Raw genomic sequence first — 14353 nt, 5'->3', positions numbered from 1 at the left:
CTCGGTAAGACCGTGTCCCACATGGTCAGCTTGAGGAGCCGTTTGTAGCAGCAGATAGCGGCTGCCGGCGAGAAAGGCCAAGTAGTGCCTGGGGTCCGCTCGTAGCGGTGGTTGAGCCGGCGGTCGCCGGGCCAGCCAGGAATGGTGCGCTCGACCGGTGTACTGGCAGCCGTCCCTTCGACGGCCCCGCCGGGTTCCTGCCCACCCCGACGTCGTTCCCGCGGTAGGTCCCCCCGGCAGCACGATGTCGACGGTCCCGCCGGCCTCCGGCACGGTGCGCAGGCCGGCGAAGTGGCGCTGCCAGTCCACTGACCCACACCAGCAACCTCGCGTTCCAGTCCCGGCCGACGGCGGGCTGCCGTACCCGCCGCTCCGCCCGATCGGCGTCCTTGCCGAGCCCGGGGGCAGTGGATGTTGGTCAGCTACTGCCTCACTGGTTTGTCGAGTGGCATGGCACCGCGGGGGAGCGGCCGGGCTGTCGGCCTCGGCGAAGCATGCCCGAGTCGCGGCCAGGTTCTCCGCGAAAACCTCGTCGGGTGGCTCCCACACCACCCTCAGGCCCTCCAGCGCCTCCGCCTGCTTCGGCGCCCCCCGCCCCCGGCCGGTAAGCCCGCTACTGATCGGATAGCCATCGTCCCAGCGGAGAGGCGCCCCTCCCGGTGCTCGTAGGGCGCCTCGGCGATGCCACTCTCACGCTCGGCGTACCGCTGCGCCGCCTCGAAACAGCGGTGGCATGTTGCCCTTGCTTGGGCTTGGGTGGTGCTGCTTCCCCGTTTGAGCCTCTTCCAGCCTGGCTGGTTGGATGGCCAGTTGGACAGGTGGACAGGTGGGGCGGTGTCTGGATGCGAGGAAGCGCCCGGTGGAGGCCGGGGATGCGGCCGAGGAGGCCTCTGCTGAACGGTGCTTCCCACGGAGGCCGCGACCTGGTGCCCGGCTGTTGGCGGCATTGGCGCTCAGGGGTGTGGTCGATTTAGGCTGCGTCGGTTCGTGCCGTTGACGGCGGCAGCCCATCGATGGAGGGAAGTCGATGATGCACCAGGCATCGGCCACTGCCCCGGTTCCCGGGCGCCGCCCCGAACTGGTCCCCGACCCGGATGTGGAGGCGGCCCGTATCGCAGCGGTGCGCCGCTACGACATCCTCGACAGCCCGCCCGACGGAGCGTTCGACCGGGTGGCGGCGATGGCCGCCCGGCTCTTCGACGTGCCGGTGGCGACCGTCACCATTGTGGATACCGACCGCATCTGGTTCAAGGCCGCCCACGGACTGGAGGGTGTCGCGGAGATCGGCCGTGATCCGGGCCTGTGCGGCTCGGCGATCCTGCGTGATGACACGATGGTCCTCCCCGACACTCTTCAGGACCCTGTCGCGGCGAACAATCCGCTGGTCGCTGGGGAGATGGGGGTGCGTTTCTACGCCGCCGCGCCGATCATCACCCCGGACGGACACCGACTGGGCACGGTCAACGTCCTCGACACTCGGCCGCGCTCGATCAGCGAGGAGGACACTGCCACTCTGGCGGATCTCGCCGCAATCGTGCTGGACGAGATGGAGCTGCGGCTGTCGGCGCTGCGCGCTCTGCGCGAAGAGCAGGCCCGCCGGGAGGCGGAGAGGCGGCATGCCGAGGCGGAACGGGCGCGGGCCGAGGCAGAACGGGCGGCGCGGGAGAAGGCGGAGCAGGACAAGACCGCCATCGCCGCGTTCGCCTCCACCCTTCAGCGCACCCTGCTGCCCCCGGCCCTTCCCGTGGTGCCGGGCCTGGAAATGGCCTGCCACTACCGCACTGCCTCCGCCCACGACGTGGGCGGCGACTTCTACGACGTCTTCCCCCTCGACGGTGACCGGTGGGCGTTCTTCCTCGGTGACGTGTGCGGCAAAGGCCCCGAGGCAGCGACCGTCACCGCCCTGGCCCGCCACACCCTGCGCGCCGCGGCCCAGATCAACGCCGATCCCGTCATGGTGCTGTGCGCGCTCAACACCATGCTGCTCACCGACGTCACCGCCGGCCGGCGCTTTTGCACCGTCCTCTTCGGCCTCCTGGAGCCGCGGGAGGACGGCGGTTTCACCGTCACCATCGCCGCCGGCGGACATCCGCCGGCCTACCACCTGCGCCCCGACGACAGCGGCGCCGTCTGGGTACGCGCCGTACAGCCCCAGGGAGGCATGCTCGTCGGCGCCTTCCCGCAGGCGCCCTTCACCCAGACCACGTTTGCGCTGACGGCCGGGGAGAGCCTCTTCCTTTACACCGACGGGTTGATCGAAGCTCGGACCGCCGAGGGCGCCATGCTCGGTGAGGACGGCCTGACCGGCTTCCTCCACCAGCGCACCGGGCCCGTCACCGCCCCCTCCCTGATCGAGGACAGCATCACCTTGCTGGCCTCCCTGCCCGACGGAGCCGGCGACGACGTGGCGCTGCTGGCCCTGTCCGTCCCCCACCCTCACACCACAGTGGACGGCAGTGTCGTCGCCACCACTCACACCGCCGCTGCGCCCGACCACGTCGGCCAGGAGTGATGACCGACGTGACCGACACACTGCAGCTGACCGTCCAGCGCCCCCATCCCGGCCTCGCGATTGCCACAGTCGCCGGGGACGTGGACATGTGCACCGCCGACACCCTGCGTCGCGAAGCCTCGGAGCTCATCGAGCGAGGATGTCCGCACCTGATCCTGAACCTGGCAGAGGTCGGCTTCTGCGACTCTGCCGGCCTGAGCGCACTCATCGGTCTCTGGCACGCCGCCAGAGAGGTGAGCGGTGCTCTCTCACTCGTCCACGTCCCCGACCGCCTGATGCGGATGCTCGTCCTCACCGGTGTCGACGCAGTCCTGCCGGTCCATGCCACCGCAGCCGAAGCAGTCGCCGCCACGATCACCGGCCCCCCCACTCCGCCGCCGGGTGACGGCAGCGCGGCAGCTCGCCCGGCGTGACCAGGTCAGCGAGCCCCGCCCCCCGACCGCAGTGAAACCGTGGGCGACCTACACGGGAGCCCAGAAACGGCCCTCCGGGACGCGCCACAGCAGGGACCACCCCTGTCGCAACTTCGTCCTCGCGGGACGCCCCAGGCGCCCGGTCACGCGGGCCCACCACAACGGTCTGGCCGGCGGGGTCCTTGCCGGCGAGGATGCACGCCAGGACAACGGCGCCTGGTGGAAGTGTGGACTGCGCGTCCGTCCTCGGTGTCGGCTTGGCGGTACCGAGGACGGAAAGCGCCGGGGGGTTCCGGGAGAGATCGTAAATCGTTCGGTGTAACTCCCGATCATGGAGGATGCATCGATGACCAGTGAGAACGTGGCCGAGCAGGACCTGTCGAGTCGGCAGCGGCTGTGTCGGCGAAGGCCGTGGGTGACCAGCTGATCGACGAGCTGGTGGGCCGGGCTCAGTGGACCGGCGACGAGGTCTACGGCCAGGACCCAAAGCTTCGCTCCGTCCTAAAGGCACGCCGGATCGGCTACGTCCTGGCGGTCGCCTGCACCACCAAGGTACGGATCAACGAGAACCGCACAGTGGTCCAGGCCGACACCCTGGCCGCCTCGCTGCCCCGGGACGCCTGGCACCGGCAGAGCGCCGGCGCCGGAGCGAAGGGCCCGCGCTACTACGACTGGGCATGGGTGCAGACCGGAGCCGACAAGAACCGGTGCCTGCTGATCCGCCGCAACCCCGTAACCGACGAACTCGCCTTCTACCTGTGCTGGTCACCAGGCGAGGTTGCCCTGTCCGCGCTGGTGCGCGTCGCCGGGACCAGGTGGTGCATAGAAGAGTGCTTCCAAGCCGATAAAAGCCAGGTCGGCCTGGACCACTACCAGGTCCGCTACTGGACCTCCTGGCACCGCCACATCATCCTGGCGATGCTCGCACTGGCCTTCCTCGCCGCTGTCGCCGTCAGCGCGGCGCCCGACCGGAGCACCGACCCGAACCGTCCGGTCCACAGCAGCGATCCGATCGACCTGACCATCCCGGAGATCCGTCACCTCATCGGCAGGCTCTTCAGACCATCGACCACGCCTCCGCACCGCCCTCTGGCCTGGTCAATCTGGCGCAGACTCCACCAGGCACAGGCCAGACGCGCCCACTACCGACGACGACTCACCAGTCACTCGGACACCTAGATCACGAAGTCGCACTGGAGTACTAGCGCAGATAGTCGCTCGCACGGGCACCGAGGACGTTCAGAAGAGCCAGCGTCTGGGCGCCGGGGGATCCTGGCGGTGCGCTGTAGAGCACGAGGTGCTGGTCGCGGTCGGTGAGGGCGAGGGTGTCGCAGTCGACGGTGACGTCGCCGACGGTCGGGTGGCGGAAGGTCTTGGTGAGCGTCGGTACGGGCTGTACGTCGTGGCGTTCCCAGAGCCTGGCGAAGTCGGGGTCGCTGTAGCGGAGTTCGTCAACGAGACCGGTCACTGCGGGATCGGTGGGGTAGCGGGCGAGGGCGGTGTGGAGCTGCACCACGATGCCCAGCCGGAAACCGGCGGCGTCGGAGATCCCGTAGAGCTCTCTCTCGGCGGGGTGTGGCCCGGGGAACGCCCTGCGGGCGAGGTTGCGCTCGTTGGGGGTGAGGGTGGCGAAGTCCTCCGTGAGGGCGGCTGCGAGGTCGTTCCAGGCGAGGACCTCGCAAGCGGCGGACATCACGAAGCCGGCTGTCTGGGGCATTCGTTCGAGGAGCGCGAGGATGCTGGGGCGGACGTCGCGCCGGTGCAGTCCGGTGCGGTTTGGCGCGGTGCCGGCGAGGACGTGGAGGTGGTCGGACTCGGCGTCGGTGAGCCGCAGGGCACCGGCGATCGCGGCCGCGACATCGCCTGAGGGGCGGGGTGCCCGGCCCTGTTCGAGGCGGATGTAGTACTCGGTGGAGATGTGCGCGAGGACGGCCACCTCCTCGCGGCGCAGGCCTGGTGTGCGGCGCCGCGGGCCGGAGGGGAGGCCGACGTCCTGCGGGCGGAGCCGCACGCGACGGCTGCGGAGGAACGCCCCGAGCTTCTGTTTGTCCATAGGCCCAGTGTGCGCGCCGCCCAGGGGGGATCGTAGTACTGGTTGTGCCTGTATCCGGCCGGGGGACAGCCGGACGCTGTAGCCATGGCAAACAACACACACACCGGCGAGAACGCACCCGTCGGCCTGCTCACCGGCAAAGTGGTTTTCGTCACCGGCGCCAGCCGCGGCATCGGGGCGGCCGCGGCACGGCTCTTCGCTGCCGAGGGCGCCTCTGTCGTGCTGGCCGCCCGCAGCACCGACGCCCTGGAGACCATCGCACGGGAAATCCGCGCCGTCGGCGCCACCGCCGACGCCGTCCCCCTGGACCTCGTCGACAGCGCGAGCATCCGCACCGCCGTCGCCCAGGTCGAAAGGCTGCACGGACGGCTGGATGGCGCCTTCAACAACGGCGCGGTTCCCCAGCGGCAGTTCGGCCCGGTCCACACCACCAGCGACGAGGACATCGACGAGCAGTTCGCCGTGAACTTCCGCGCGCACTGGACCGCCATGAACGCCCAGGCCGCTCTCATGCGGAAGAACGGCGGTGGGGCGATCGTCAACACCTCCAGCATCGGCAGCCGCCGCGCGAACCCGGCCCTGCCCGCCTACGGCGCCATGAAGCGCGCGCTCAACAGCCTCACCGAGACCGCCGCGGTGAACTGGGCCGGTGACCGTATCCGGGTCAACGGCATCACCCCCGGCGGCACCTGCACGGAGATGATCGCCACCTGGGAGGCGGCGACTCCCGGCATCGTCGAGCAGATGACCAAGTCGGTCCCGCTCGGTCAGATGGGCGAACCCAAGCAGATCGCCGAGGCAGCCGCGTGGCTGCTCAGCGACCGCGCCTCGTACGTGACCGGCGCGATCCTGCCCGTCGACGGTGGCGCCGGCGCCTGACCGGAACGGCCCAGCGCCACGCGCCGATCACCCTCGCGGCGTCGAGCCGTCACCCCGCAAGGGCCATCCCTCAACCCCAGCGGGCTCAGGACGCGCGTGCTACCCAGTCATCGGGCCGGGCACTGCCGGGCGGTCCTTTGCAGGGGGACACCTATGGGCAGGGACACGACATCGTGGACGGTGACGGGGTCGAGGGACGTGCGCTGCTGGCTCGCTGCCAAGGGCGAGACGTGAGGTGGGTGTGGCGTCGTCTACTGCCGTGACGCGGCCGCGGTTGTCGTAGGTGTAGGTCAGCTTGACGCTGAACCCCAACCGGCGGTCCGTGGCCGCCGGAGTGGTGGACGGGCAGCCGCCGGTCGGCTTCGCACGTGGTTGATGGATGCCTGCCGCAGGTCGTTATCGCTCTCCACCTTCAGCTCCGACACCGTTCCCGGGCCCCGACCGACAGACCGTGCGCTCGTCCCAGTTCGTCGTTGCCGCACACGGCGACTTAGGGGTCCTTGCCATATGCCCGCCCGGGCCGCGTGGTCTGGCACCGCACCTCGCGGCGTTGCCGAAAAGCCCTGGTAGCTCCGCTACGAGGACTCCCCGGCGCCTTGCGATGCACGGCACCAGACCACGCGACCTCATCGGACGCTCATATGGCAAGGACCCCTTACGCACGGTCGTGCACGAGCTGCTGCATCTGGAGCAGGCGTTGCTGGCCACCACCGGATGGACGCGGGAAAGGTGTTCGGCAGAATCGTGCTCACGCTCAGTCCCCCCACCGGTCCGGCCCGGTCAGGCACCGGAGGAGGCGGCCGGAGCCGGACCGCCGGGCATGCCCTCCCCGTCATTGGTGGCGGCGGGGTCCACCGCCATGGTGATGTGTCCGACGACTCCGTCCTCGACGTGCCGGGGGCTGTAGGCCAGCGAGAGCAGGCCGCCGGCAGTGCCGGTGCCGGGGTAGATGCCGTCCTCGTCCAGGGGGACACGGGAGACGGTGTTCGCCGAGTACGGGGCGATCCCGGCGGTGGCCTGGACTGCGGCCTCGGTGAAGTAGAACTGACCGGTGTGGCAGGTCTGCCCCCCGGTGTAGCCGGCGGAGGTGCGCGAGCCGCCGGTGTGCACCTTGGTGTGCACGTGCACAGCCCGGCCGGTGTACCAGCCGGGAAAGACGGTCCGGAACGTCACGAAACCCTCGTGGTCGGTCATCTGGATGCCCCGGAGCCAGGTGAGGTCGTCCGTCGGGGTGGCGTGCCCGCCACCGCCGCCGGGGGGCGGGCTGCCCGGTGTCATGGTGGGCGGTGCACCTCCGCCTCCGTTGCCGGTCTGGGTGTAACCGGAGTACACACCGGACGCGTCGCAGTGCCAGATCTCGATCGCGGAGTTGCGGATCGGACGGCAGGTCGTCGCGTCCACGGCGCGCAGGACGAGCAGGAGCGGCACACCGGTACGGTCCTCGACGACGTCCTTCCGGAACAGCTCGTAGTCGATGTAGTACGGCCCTTCTATCTGCTCGGCGGTGAGCTGCATGCAGGTCCCGGAGGCCAGGGCGGCGGCACGCGCGGCGGCCGCCGTGCCGGATCCGGCAACCGCGTCGCGGGAGGCGGCCTGGGCGGCGGTGCCTGCTCCGGCGGTGAGTGCTACGGCACCGGCGCCACCGAGTGCGAGCAGGCGACGACGGGACAGAATGCGGGAAACGACGGCATTGTCGGGCTCGTCGCTGAGTGGACTCGTCATGGGTGAGACCGTAGGAACGGTTCCTGTGACGGAGGTGTGAAATACGCAGTGTCTTTTGGTCACTTGCCGCATTGGCCTGTTCGCATCCGCAGTGGGGACGAGACCGGAAGCCGGCACCATCGTCACCGCGCTGAGGAACGGAGACGCGGTGACGGCAACCGTGTCCGGCGTTGCCGCGAGCACGTGAGGACCGGCGTCCCTTGCCGGTTCCTCCGACCAGCGGACGGTTGCCCTCGCCGTTCCGCCGGACTTCTGGCCCAGAAGAGCGCAGCCACGACGGATGACGGGTTCGCTGACGAGCTGACACCAGACCGAATTGTACGATATGCCAGATACCGGAAAATGATGACGGATGTCCCGTCGCGCGGTTCGGACGGGCGGTCTTCGCCGTGCACCACGACGGTGCTGTCCGCCCACCGGGCCGTGCCGTCCCGACCACGAGGGAAGAACCTTGCCACGCAGAGGATTCCGGCCCGCTCTCGGTGTCACCACCGCCGCCCTGGCCCTGGCCCTACCGGCGACACCCCCCAGCGCCACCGCCGCGACTCGCCCGCAGGCACGGCAGGCGTACGAATGGGCGGCGCTCGGCGGTTCCTACACCGCCGGCCTCTTCACGGGGCCACGCGCCGGCCATCCGGACGGATGCGAGCGGACCACCAATGCCTATCCGGACCTGGCTGACCGGCGGCTTCGGGAGCACTCCCCGTGGAGACCGGTGCACCTGCGCAATGTCAGTTGCCGGGCCGCCACGATCACGGACATCACCAGGACCTCGCAATCACCCGTCGGCTGGGGCCTCGGCGTGGCAGACCCCGCGAAACCCTCCACCGGATGGGCGAGGCTGAGGCCGCAGAGCGAACGGGCCGGGCTCGGCAGGGACACCGACGTCGTCACCGTCGGCATCGGCTGGAACAGCGTGGACCTGGGCGAGATGGTGGCCGAGTGCCTCGCTCTCGGCTGGAAGAACAAGGACGCCTCCCCCTGCCGGACCCACTATGAGACCCCACGGAAGGGCACCGGGTCCCTCGAAGGCCGCTTCGAACGGATCCGGCGCGAGTACGCCTCCATGCTCGGCCGCATCCACCGCGAGGCCCCGCGCGCCGAGGTGATCACCGTGGGCTACCCCTCGCTCTTTCCCGCCGACGCCACCAGGTGCGGTTACAACGATCCCACCCGGACCGCCACCCTGGCGCCCGGGGATGTCTCCTGGCTGCGGAAGGTCGAGGAGCGTCTCAACCGGACGCTGGAGGAGGCCACCCACCGCTTCGGCGACCGTTACCTCGACACCTACGGACCCAGTCGCGGTCACGACGTGTGCCGGCCCGCCGAGGAGAGGTGGGCCGAGGGCTACTGCGGGTCCGTCGCGCCGGACAGCAACTGGCCCTCCGCGCGGTGCACCGGCCGCGGCCCCCGCCTCCGCCAGACCTACTTCCACCCCAACATCCGGGGCCAGAGCAAGATCGCCGACCTGGTCGCCCACAGCATCGACGAAGCACTTCGTTGACAGCGGCACGCCGGGCACAGCAGCCGCACCATCCGTTGTCACCCCCTCCCCACGCTGGTCCACCCGCCGGATCAGCACCGTCATCCAAGCCCTCCACACCCTGATGAGCTGCGACTATCCAGGATGAAAGAGGTTCAGTCACGTCCCCGTCGCAAGGCTCGAAGTACTTCTCGTAGGCGGCGCGGCGGTGTTCGAGGGCAGTTGCTCAGCAGCACCTCCAGGGAGCCCCCCGTCCGCGGCCAGGTCTCCGAAGACATCGAAGCAAACCCCACCACTGCCCGGAGCGGCCTTGCGGACGAAGAGCCTCCGACGACGGGGAGAACACCGGCTCGCAAGGTGCGGGCCACCGAGCACCCCGCACACGCTGCCGTCTTCACCCTCACCGCCCTGGGCGACCTGCACCAAACCCGTGTGGCCCTGCCCCACCGCCAGCTGCGGTGAGGGCTGTCCGCACGCGGGGGAACCCCGATGCCTGACGGCGACCGGTCTCGGCACCGAAGTTCGAGAGGCAGCAACTACCGGGTGTCCTAGGCACTTCGGAAGGCCCGGCGGCCTTGGCCCACGGTCTCGACCGCCCTCGCGAACGCGGTGTCCCGCAAGTGTGAGAGACCACCAGGGCGCGTGAGCCAAGCGGCGGGCCCGGGGTAAGGGCGAGAGGTACGACGGTCGCGAGCCCGCGCTTCCCTCCCGTCATCCGGTGAGCCGTGAAAGCAAGTGCGAAACAACGTTTCGCCGGTCTCGCGACGACTCCCTTGCGGGTGATTTCGCCAAGACTTGGCGCCCCTTGCCCTCTGCTGTGGGCTTACTGTCCCGTGAGCCCGCAGGCCGAAGGAGGGGGAGAAGTCAGTGTCCGTCGACGTTCAGCACCCGTTCGACACCAAGTTTCCCGACGCGTTCGCCCGGCACCCGGACGAGGCGAAAGTGCTCGATGTCGTCTACGTGGTCCGCATCACCGGCGACGTGGGCGGCACATGGCAGGTCAACGCCTCTCCCGCCGGCCCGCAGGCCACCAAGGGGGACCCCGCGGCGAGGCGCAGGTGACCTTCACCCTGTCCACGACGAACTTCCAAAAAATCCACGAGGACGACCACGCCGCGATGCAGCTCTACTTCGCCGGCGAATTGAAGGTCGTCGGCGACCAGATGAGGGCCATGAAACTGAGCAAGTTGCTGGACACGTGCCGCGGCTGACCACCACGACACACAGACGGCCGGCACTCTCGGGTTCTGCCGGCCCGTCCCATCCGAGGGCGGAAGCCGATGCCTGCACCCGCGCGGTGCGGCTGGTGCCGGCAGGTGGCCCTGACGGTGTCACCCGCACCGTCTGCCCATGCCAGTGCCGCGTCGTGCCCTGTCCCTTCCGGTCCGGGCCGCAGTCGTCTGCCTCAGCGGGACCTGGCGGTACGCCCATGCTTTCCCCCCAGCCGACAGGCTGCTCACCTCGCCCGTCACGCGGACTGCCGGCTTGTCCGTTGGTCGTGGGGCGCAGTGCTCGCGGCGCTGCCCGGTCCACGCCACCGAGACACGGCAGCAGTTCACCGAAGCGACCTACCGGGCCGGAGAAGGGCCGTCGGCCGACCGCCTTCAACCGAGGCTGTACGAGGGTCCCTGCCGGGCCCAAAGGCAGGACTCCATCACCACCATCGAGGAGCACGGATGCACCTGATTCCCTCAGAGCAGGAGAAGCTGCTGTTGAGCGTGGCCGGGATGCTCGCCAGCTACCGCAAGGAACGTGGCATCAAGCTGAACTACCCCGAGGCCGTGGCCTACATCAGCTGCTGGGTCATCGAGGAAGCCAGGGCGGGCAGTTACACCGTCGACGAGATGATGAGCGACACCGGCCTCCCACTGGAGCAGCGCAAGGGCGACACCCAGGGTGAGGGAGAGCGCGTGCTCACGACCGATGACGTCATGGAGGGCGTGCCCGAGATGCTCGACGTCCTCCAGGTCGAGGCGACCTTCCCCGACGGTCGCAAACTCGTCACCCTCTACGACCCGATCCGCCCCCCGAAGGCGACGCCGAAGCCCACCCCGATCACCGCTTCGAACAGCTGAGGACGAGCAACCATGCCCTACTTCCACCCGTTGACGAGGCCGTCTGCGCCGGTCAGGGAACCAGTACCGGTGGCCGGACCCGGACGGAAGCTCGGACTGCCACTGCCCAAACCCTCTGCCCTGGACCCGAGCACGTCCTACGACCCCTCCCAGTACGAGGTGGGCGGGGTGTGGGTCAAGGACCCGGCCGCGCACCACGTGCTCAACGACCAAGGGAACACGGCCAGTCTGTACGTGATCAACGTCGGCGAGCGCGACATCCAGATCGGCTCGCACATCCACCTGGCAGACGTCAACCGTGACCTGCTGTTCTTCACCGACGAGGACAAGGCCGCGCAGGCCGAGAACGTGCTGACGGACCCGTCGCTCGAGCGGGACGAACAGATCGCCGCAGCACGCAAGCTGGCGCACGGCCGGTCGAAGACGCCGGGCCAGGCGCCCTGGGGCTACCGCCTGGACGTCGCTCCGGGGGACTCCAAGAGGTTCAGTCCCGAGAACTCGCCCAGTGACGTGATCGAGGTCGTCCCGATCGGCGGAAACCGACGGGTCCCGGGCCTGCGCAAGGGCAAGAAGGCCTGCGACATCGCCCTCGACTGAGTACGCCCTCGTCACACCCAGCTGGAGGACAGCAATGACGACCATCACCCGCGAGCAGTATGCGAAGTCCTACGGCCCCACCGTAGGCGACCAGGTCCGCCTGGGGGACACCAACCTCTGGATCGAGGTCACCCACGACCTGACCTTCGGGGGCGACGAGGCGATCTTCGGCGGCGGCAAGACCATCCGCGAGTCCATGCTGCAGTCCACCACCACGAGCCTGGAGGGCGCTCCCGACACCGTGATCACCAACGTGATCATCCTGGACGTGGCTCCCGCCCAGGACCTGGCGGACCTCGTTCCGGGGGAGAGCGCCAGCAGGAACGCCGTCGTGCGTGCCGATGTCGGTATCAAGAACGGCACCATCGTTGCGATCGGCAAGGCCGGCAACAGCGACGTCATGAACGGTGTCACCGCTGGCCTGGAGATCGGCCCCTCCACGGACGTGATCTCCGGCGAGGGCAGGATTCTCACCGCCGGCGCAGTCGACACCCATGTGCACTTCATCTCCCCCTCAGCTGTCATGGAGGCTCTTGCTACCGGGACCACCACCGTCGTCGGCGGCGGTGTGGGCCCCTCCGAGGGCTCCAAGGCGACCACCGTGACCCCCGGTCCGCAGCACCTGGTCAACCTCCACCGCAGCTTCGACGACCTCCCGGTCAACGTCATGCTGCTCGGTAAGGGCAACACCGTCAGCAAGGACGGCCTGGACGAGCAGGCGCTGGCAGGCGCTGGCGGCTACAAGATCCACGAGGACTGGGGGGCGACACCGGCGGCTCTGGACGCCGCCCTGAAGGCCGGGGAGGAGTGGGGCCTGCAAGTCACCCTGCACGCCGACTCCCTCAACGAGGCCGGCTTCGTCGAGACCACCATCGAAGCCATCGACAGGCGCACCGTCCACGTCTTCCACGCCGAAGGAGCCGGCGGCGGACACGCCCCCGACATCCTGAAGGTGGCCACCAAGGAGTACGTCCTCCCCGCCTCGACCAACCCCACGCTGCCGTACACGGTGAACACCGTGGCCGAGCACATCGACATGCTCGCCTCTGCGCACCACCTGGACCTGCGCAATGCCAACGACCAGGCGTTCGCCGACTCACGCATCCGCTCCACGACCATGTTCGCCGAGGACGTGCTGCATGACATGGGAGCCATGTCGATCACCTCCTCCGACGCACAGGCCATGGGCCGCATCGGCGAGGTCGTGACCCGCACCTGGCAGGTCGCGCACGTCATGAAGGAGTGGAGTCACAAGACCTTCAACGACGCGAACTTCTTCTACCGGGAAGACCAGGGAGAGGGCGACAACGCCCGCGCCCTGCGCTACGTGGCCAAGTACACGATCAATCCCGCTGTCGCTCACGGCATCGACGAGTACGTCGGCTCGGTGAAGGCCGGCAAGCTGGCCGACCTCGTCCTGTGGGACCCGCGGTTCTTCGCCGTCCGGCCCGAACTGGTCATCAAGGGCGGTGCCATGGTACTCGGCAACCTGGGAGACCCCAACGGTTCCATCTCCACCCCGCAGCCCACCTTGGTGCGCCCGGCGATGGCCCATGCGATCGCCTCCCGGGTGTCCTACTCGTTCGTCTCGGACAAGGTCCTCCAACTGCCGGAGGACACGGGCCCCTACAGCGAGGTGGCGGGAAAGGGAGTGTTCGGCAGGTCCCTGAAGGAGACCCTCGGACTGCGGCGTGAGCTCAAGGGCGCACAGCCCGTCAAGGGCAGGAAGAAGCAGGACATGGTTTTCAACGACAGATGTTTCGGAATCGACATCCACCCGACCCAGTTCAAGATCGCCGTGGAGATCCCGGGACTCGATTCGGTGCGGGGGCACGGCCTCACGGAGCACCCGGACCGGAAGGGCTTCTGGTACCTTGACCAGCCGAACCCGCCGAAGAACCTGCCGCTCACCCAGCGCTACCTGCTCTTCTGAGGCGACGGTGAGCACCTCCTCCCTCCTGCTCGCCCTGTTGGGTGACGCCCGGCTCCCCTCCGGTGGCCACACCCAGTCCGCAGGCCTGGAGCCCGCCCTGCGGGCCGGCACGTCGTCTGCCGAGGTCCCCGCCTACCTGCGGTGCCGCCTCCACACGGTCACCCGTGTGGAGGCCGGAACCGCCGTCGTCGCCCGTGCGGTGGCAGCCTGCGGCGGCGACCTCGCCGATGTGGAAGCCGCCTGGGCCGCCCGAACCCCCAGCCAGGCGCTGAGGACCAACGGGCGGCGCCTGGGGCGGGGGTACCTGCGCATCCTTCAGGCACTGTGGCCGGGACCCGTAGACGCTTGCGCACGCACCTGGTCGCGCCCGGTCGTGCTGGGCCTGATCGCCCACCGCGCCGGAATGGACCCCGCCGACCTGGCCCGTCTGGTCGGATACGACGATGCCCAGACCGTAGCGGCAGCCCTGCTCAAACTCGAGCCGCAGGACCCGCTGCTCATCACCGCGTGGATGAACGACCTGCTACCCGTGATCGACGAGATGGCCGACCAGGTCGCCCCTCTGCACACCCCGCAACAGATCCCCGCCCACGGCGCCCCTCTCATCGAGCGCTGGGCCGAGACCCACGACACCACGACAGAAAGGCTCTTCAGTGCCTGAGAACGCCACCGCCCCCACCCGCGCC

General features: G+C 69.2%; 13 protein-coding genes. 11 read left to right on the top strand and 2 right to left on the bottom strand.

The window, feature by feature from the left end:
• Positions 1 to 1027 precede the first annotated feature (1027 nt).
• From ACFV3R_RS11310 to ACFV3R_RS11300, 3 genes are all read left to right on the top strand, one after another.
• Positions 1028 to 2512 (top strand): PP2C family protein-serine/threonine phosphatase, encoded by a 1485-nt coding sequence (locus ACFV3R_RS11310; RefSeq protein ID WP_385579243.1) that lies wholly within the window; start codon positions 1028 to 1030, stop codon positions 2510 to 2512.
• Entirely contained in the window at positions 2512 to 2925 is a 414-nt protein-coding gene (locus ACFV3R_RS11305; RefSeq protein WP_385579240.1) for an STAS domain-containing protein, read from the top strand. The genes ACFV3R_RS11310 and ACFV3R_RS11305 overlap by 1 nt, the downstream gene beginning before the upstream one ends.
• 396 nt (positions 2926 to 3321) lie before the next feature.
• On the top strand, positions 3322 to 4104 hold the full coding sequence (locus ACFV3R_RS11300) for a hypothetical protein (RefSeq protein WP_385579237.1): 783 nt from the start codon (positions 3322 to 3324) through the stop codon (positions 4102 to 4104).
• 22 nt (positions 4105 to 4126) lie between these two features.
• Here ACFV3R_RS11300 and ACFV3R_RS11295 read toward each other — a convergent pair whose 3' ends face one another.
• Positions 4127 to 4978: a helix-turn-helix transcriptional regulator gene (locus ACFV3R_RS11295; RefSeq protein WP_385579234.1), complete on the bottom strand. Its 852-nt coding sequence runs from the start codon at positions 4976 to 4978 to the stop codon at positions 4127 to 4129.
• An 84-nt stretch (positions 4979 to 5062) separates the two neighbouring features.
• Between ACFV3R_RS11295 and ACFV3R_RS11290 the strand changes: the two genes are divergently transcribed.
• Positions 5063 to 5857, top strand: a complete 795-nt coding sequence (locus ACFV3R_RS11290) for an SDR family NAD(P)-dependent oxidoreductase (protein ID WP_385579230.1) — start codon at positions 5063 to 5065, stop codon at positions 5855 to 5857.
• A gap of 780 nt (positions 5858 to 6637) precedes the next feature.
• On the opposite strand, the gene ACFV3R_RS11285 is transcribed toward ACFV3R_RS11290, so the two are convergent.
• The gene (locus tag ACFV3R_RS11285) at positions 6638 to 7579 is read right to left on the bottom strand and encodes an intradiol ring-cleavage dioxygenase (protein WP_385579227.1); all 942 of its coding nucleotides are present in this window, start codon (positions 7577 to 7579) and stop codon (positions 6638 to 6640) included.
• A gap of 451 nt (positions 7580 to 8030) precedes the next feature.
• On the opposite strand from ACFV3R_RS11285, the gene ACFV3R_RS11280 reads away from it, so the two are divergent.
• The 7 genes from ACFV3R_RS11280 to ACFV3R_RS11250 all read left to right on the top strand — a co-directional run bounded on the left by ACFV3R_RS11280 (position 8031) and on the right by ACFV3R_RS11250 (position 14328).
• Positions 8031 to 9083 (top strand): SGNH/GDSL hydrolase family protein, encoded by a 1053-nt coding sequence (locus tag ACFV3R_RS11280; protein WP_385579224.1) that lies wholly within the window; start codon positions 8031 to 8033, stop codon positions 9081 to 9083.
• Positions 9084 to 9929: 846 nt separating this feature from the next.
• Positions 9930 to 10124: a hypothetical protein gene (locus ACFV3R_RS11275; protein ID WP_385579222.1), complete on the top strand. Its 195-nt coding sequence runs from the start codon at positions 9930 to 9932 to the stop codon at positions 10122 to 10124.
• On the top strand, positions 10121 to 10273 hold the full coding sequence (locus ACFV3R_RS11270; protein WP_385579219.1) for an SCP2 sterol-binding domain-containing protein: 153 nt from the start codon (positions 10121 to 10123) through the stop codon (positions 10271 to 10273). The genes ACFV3R_RS11275 and ACFV3R_RS11270 overlap by 4 nt, the downstream gene beginning before the upstream one ends.
• A gap of 465 nt (positions 10274 to 10738) precedes the next feature.
• Entirely contained in the window at positions 10739 to 11137 is a 399-nt protein-coding gene (gene ureA, locus ACFV3R_RS11265; RefSeq protein WP_385579216.1) for an urease subunit gamma, read from the top strand.
• A gap of 69 nt (positions 11138 to 11206) precedes the next feature.
• Positions 11207 to 11734 (top strand): urease subunit beta, encoded by a 528-nt coding sequence (locus tag ACFV3R_RS11260; RefSeq protein WP_385579213.1) that lies wholly within the window; start codon positions 11207 to 11209, stop codon positions 11732 to 11734.
• A 34-nt stretch (positions 11735 to 11768) separates the two neighbouring features.
• Positions 11769 to 13667 (top strand): urease subunit alpha, encoded by a 1899-nt coding sequence (gene ureC / locus ACFV3R_RS11255; RefSeq protein ID WP_385579211.1) that lies wholly within the window; start codon positions 11769 to 11771, stop codon positions 13665 to 13667.
• A gap of 7 nt (positions 13668 to 13674) precedes the next feature.
• On the top strand, positions 13675 to 14328 hold the full coding sequence (locus ACFV3R_RS11250; protein ID WP_385579208.1) for an urease accessory protein UreF: 654 nt from the start codon (positions 13675 to 13677) through the stop codon (positions 14326 to 14328).
• Positions 14329 to 14353 lie beyond the last annotated feature (25 nt).

The organism is Streptomyces sp. NPDC059740, assembly GCF_042733155.1.
In the GTDB taxonomy this organism is placed as follows: domain Bacteria; phylum Actinomycetota; class Actinomycetes; order Streptomycetales; family Streptomycetaceae; genus Streptomyces.
The sequence above is the reverse complement of the archived record's forward strand: the minus strand, read 5'-3'. Positions and strand labels throughout refer to the sequence as shown.

Excerpts from the sequence above, each read along its gene's own strand:
- ACFV3R_RS11310 (WP_385579243.1), top strand. The coding sequence starts at position 1,028 with ATGATGCACCAGGCATCGGCCACTGCCCCGGTTCCCGGGCGCCGCCCC.
- ACFV3R_RS11305 (WP_385579240.1), top strand. The coding sequence starts at position 2,512 with ATGACCGACGTGACCGACACACTGCAGCTGACCGTCCAGCGCCCCCAT.
- ACFV3R_RS11290 (WP_385579230.1), top strand. The coding sequence starts at position 5,063 with ATGGCAAACAACACACACACCGGCGAGAACGCACCCGTCGGCCTGCTC.
- ureC (WP_385579211.1), top strand. The coding sequence starts at position 11,769 with ATGACGACCATCACCCGCGAGCAGTATGCGAAGTCCTACGGCCCCACC.
- ACFV3R_RS11285 (WP_385579227.1), bottom strand. The coding sequence starts at position 7,579 with ATGACGAGTCCACTCAGCGACGAGCCCGACAATGCCGTCGTTTCCCGC.
- ACFV3R_RS11295 (WP_385579234.1), bottom strand. The coding sequence starts at position 4,978 with ATGGACAAACAGAAGCTCGGGGCGTTCCTCCGCAGCCGTCGCGTGCGG.
- ureA (WP_385579216.1), top strand. The coding sequence starts at position 10,739 with ATGCACCTGATTCCCTCAGAGCAGGAGAAGCTGCTGTTGAGCGTGGCC.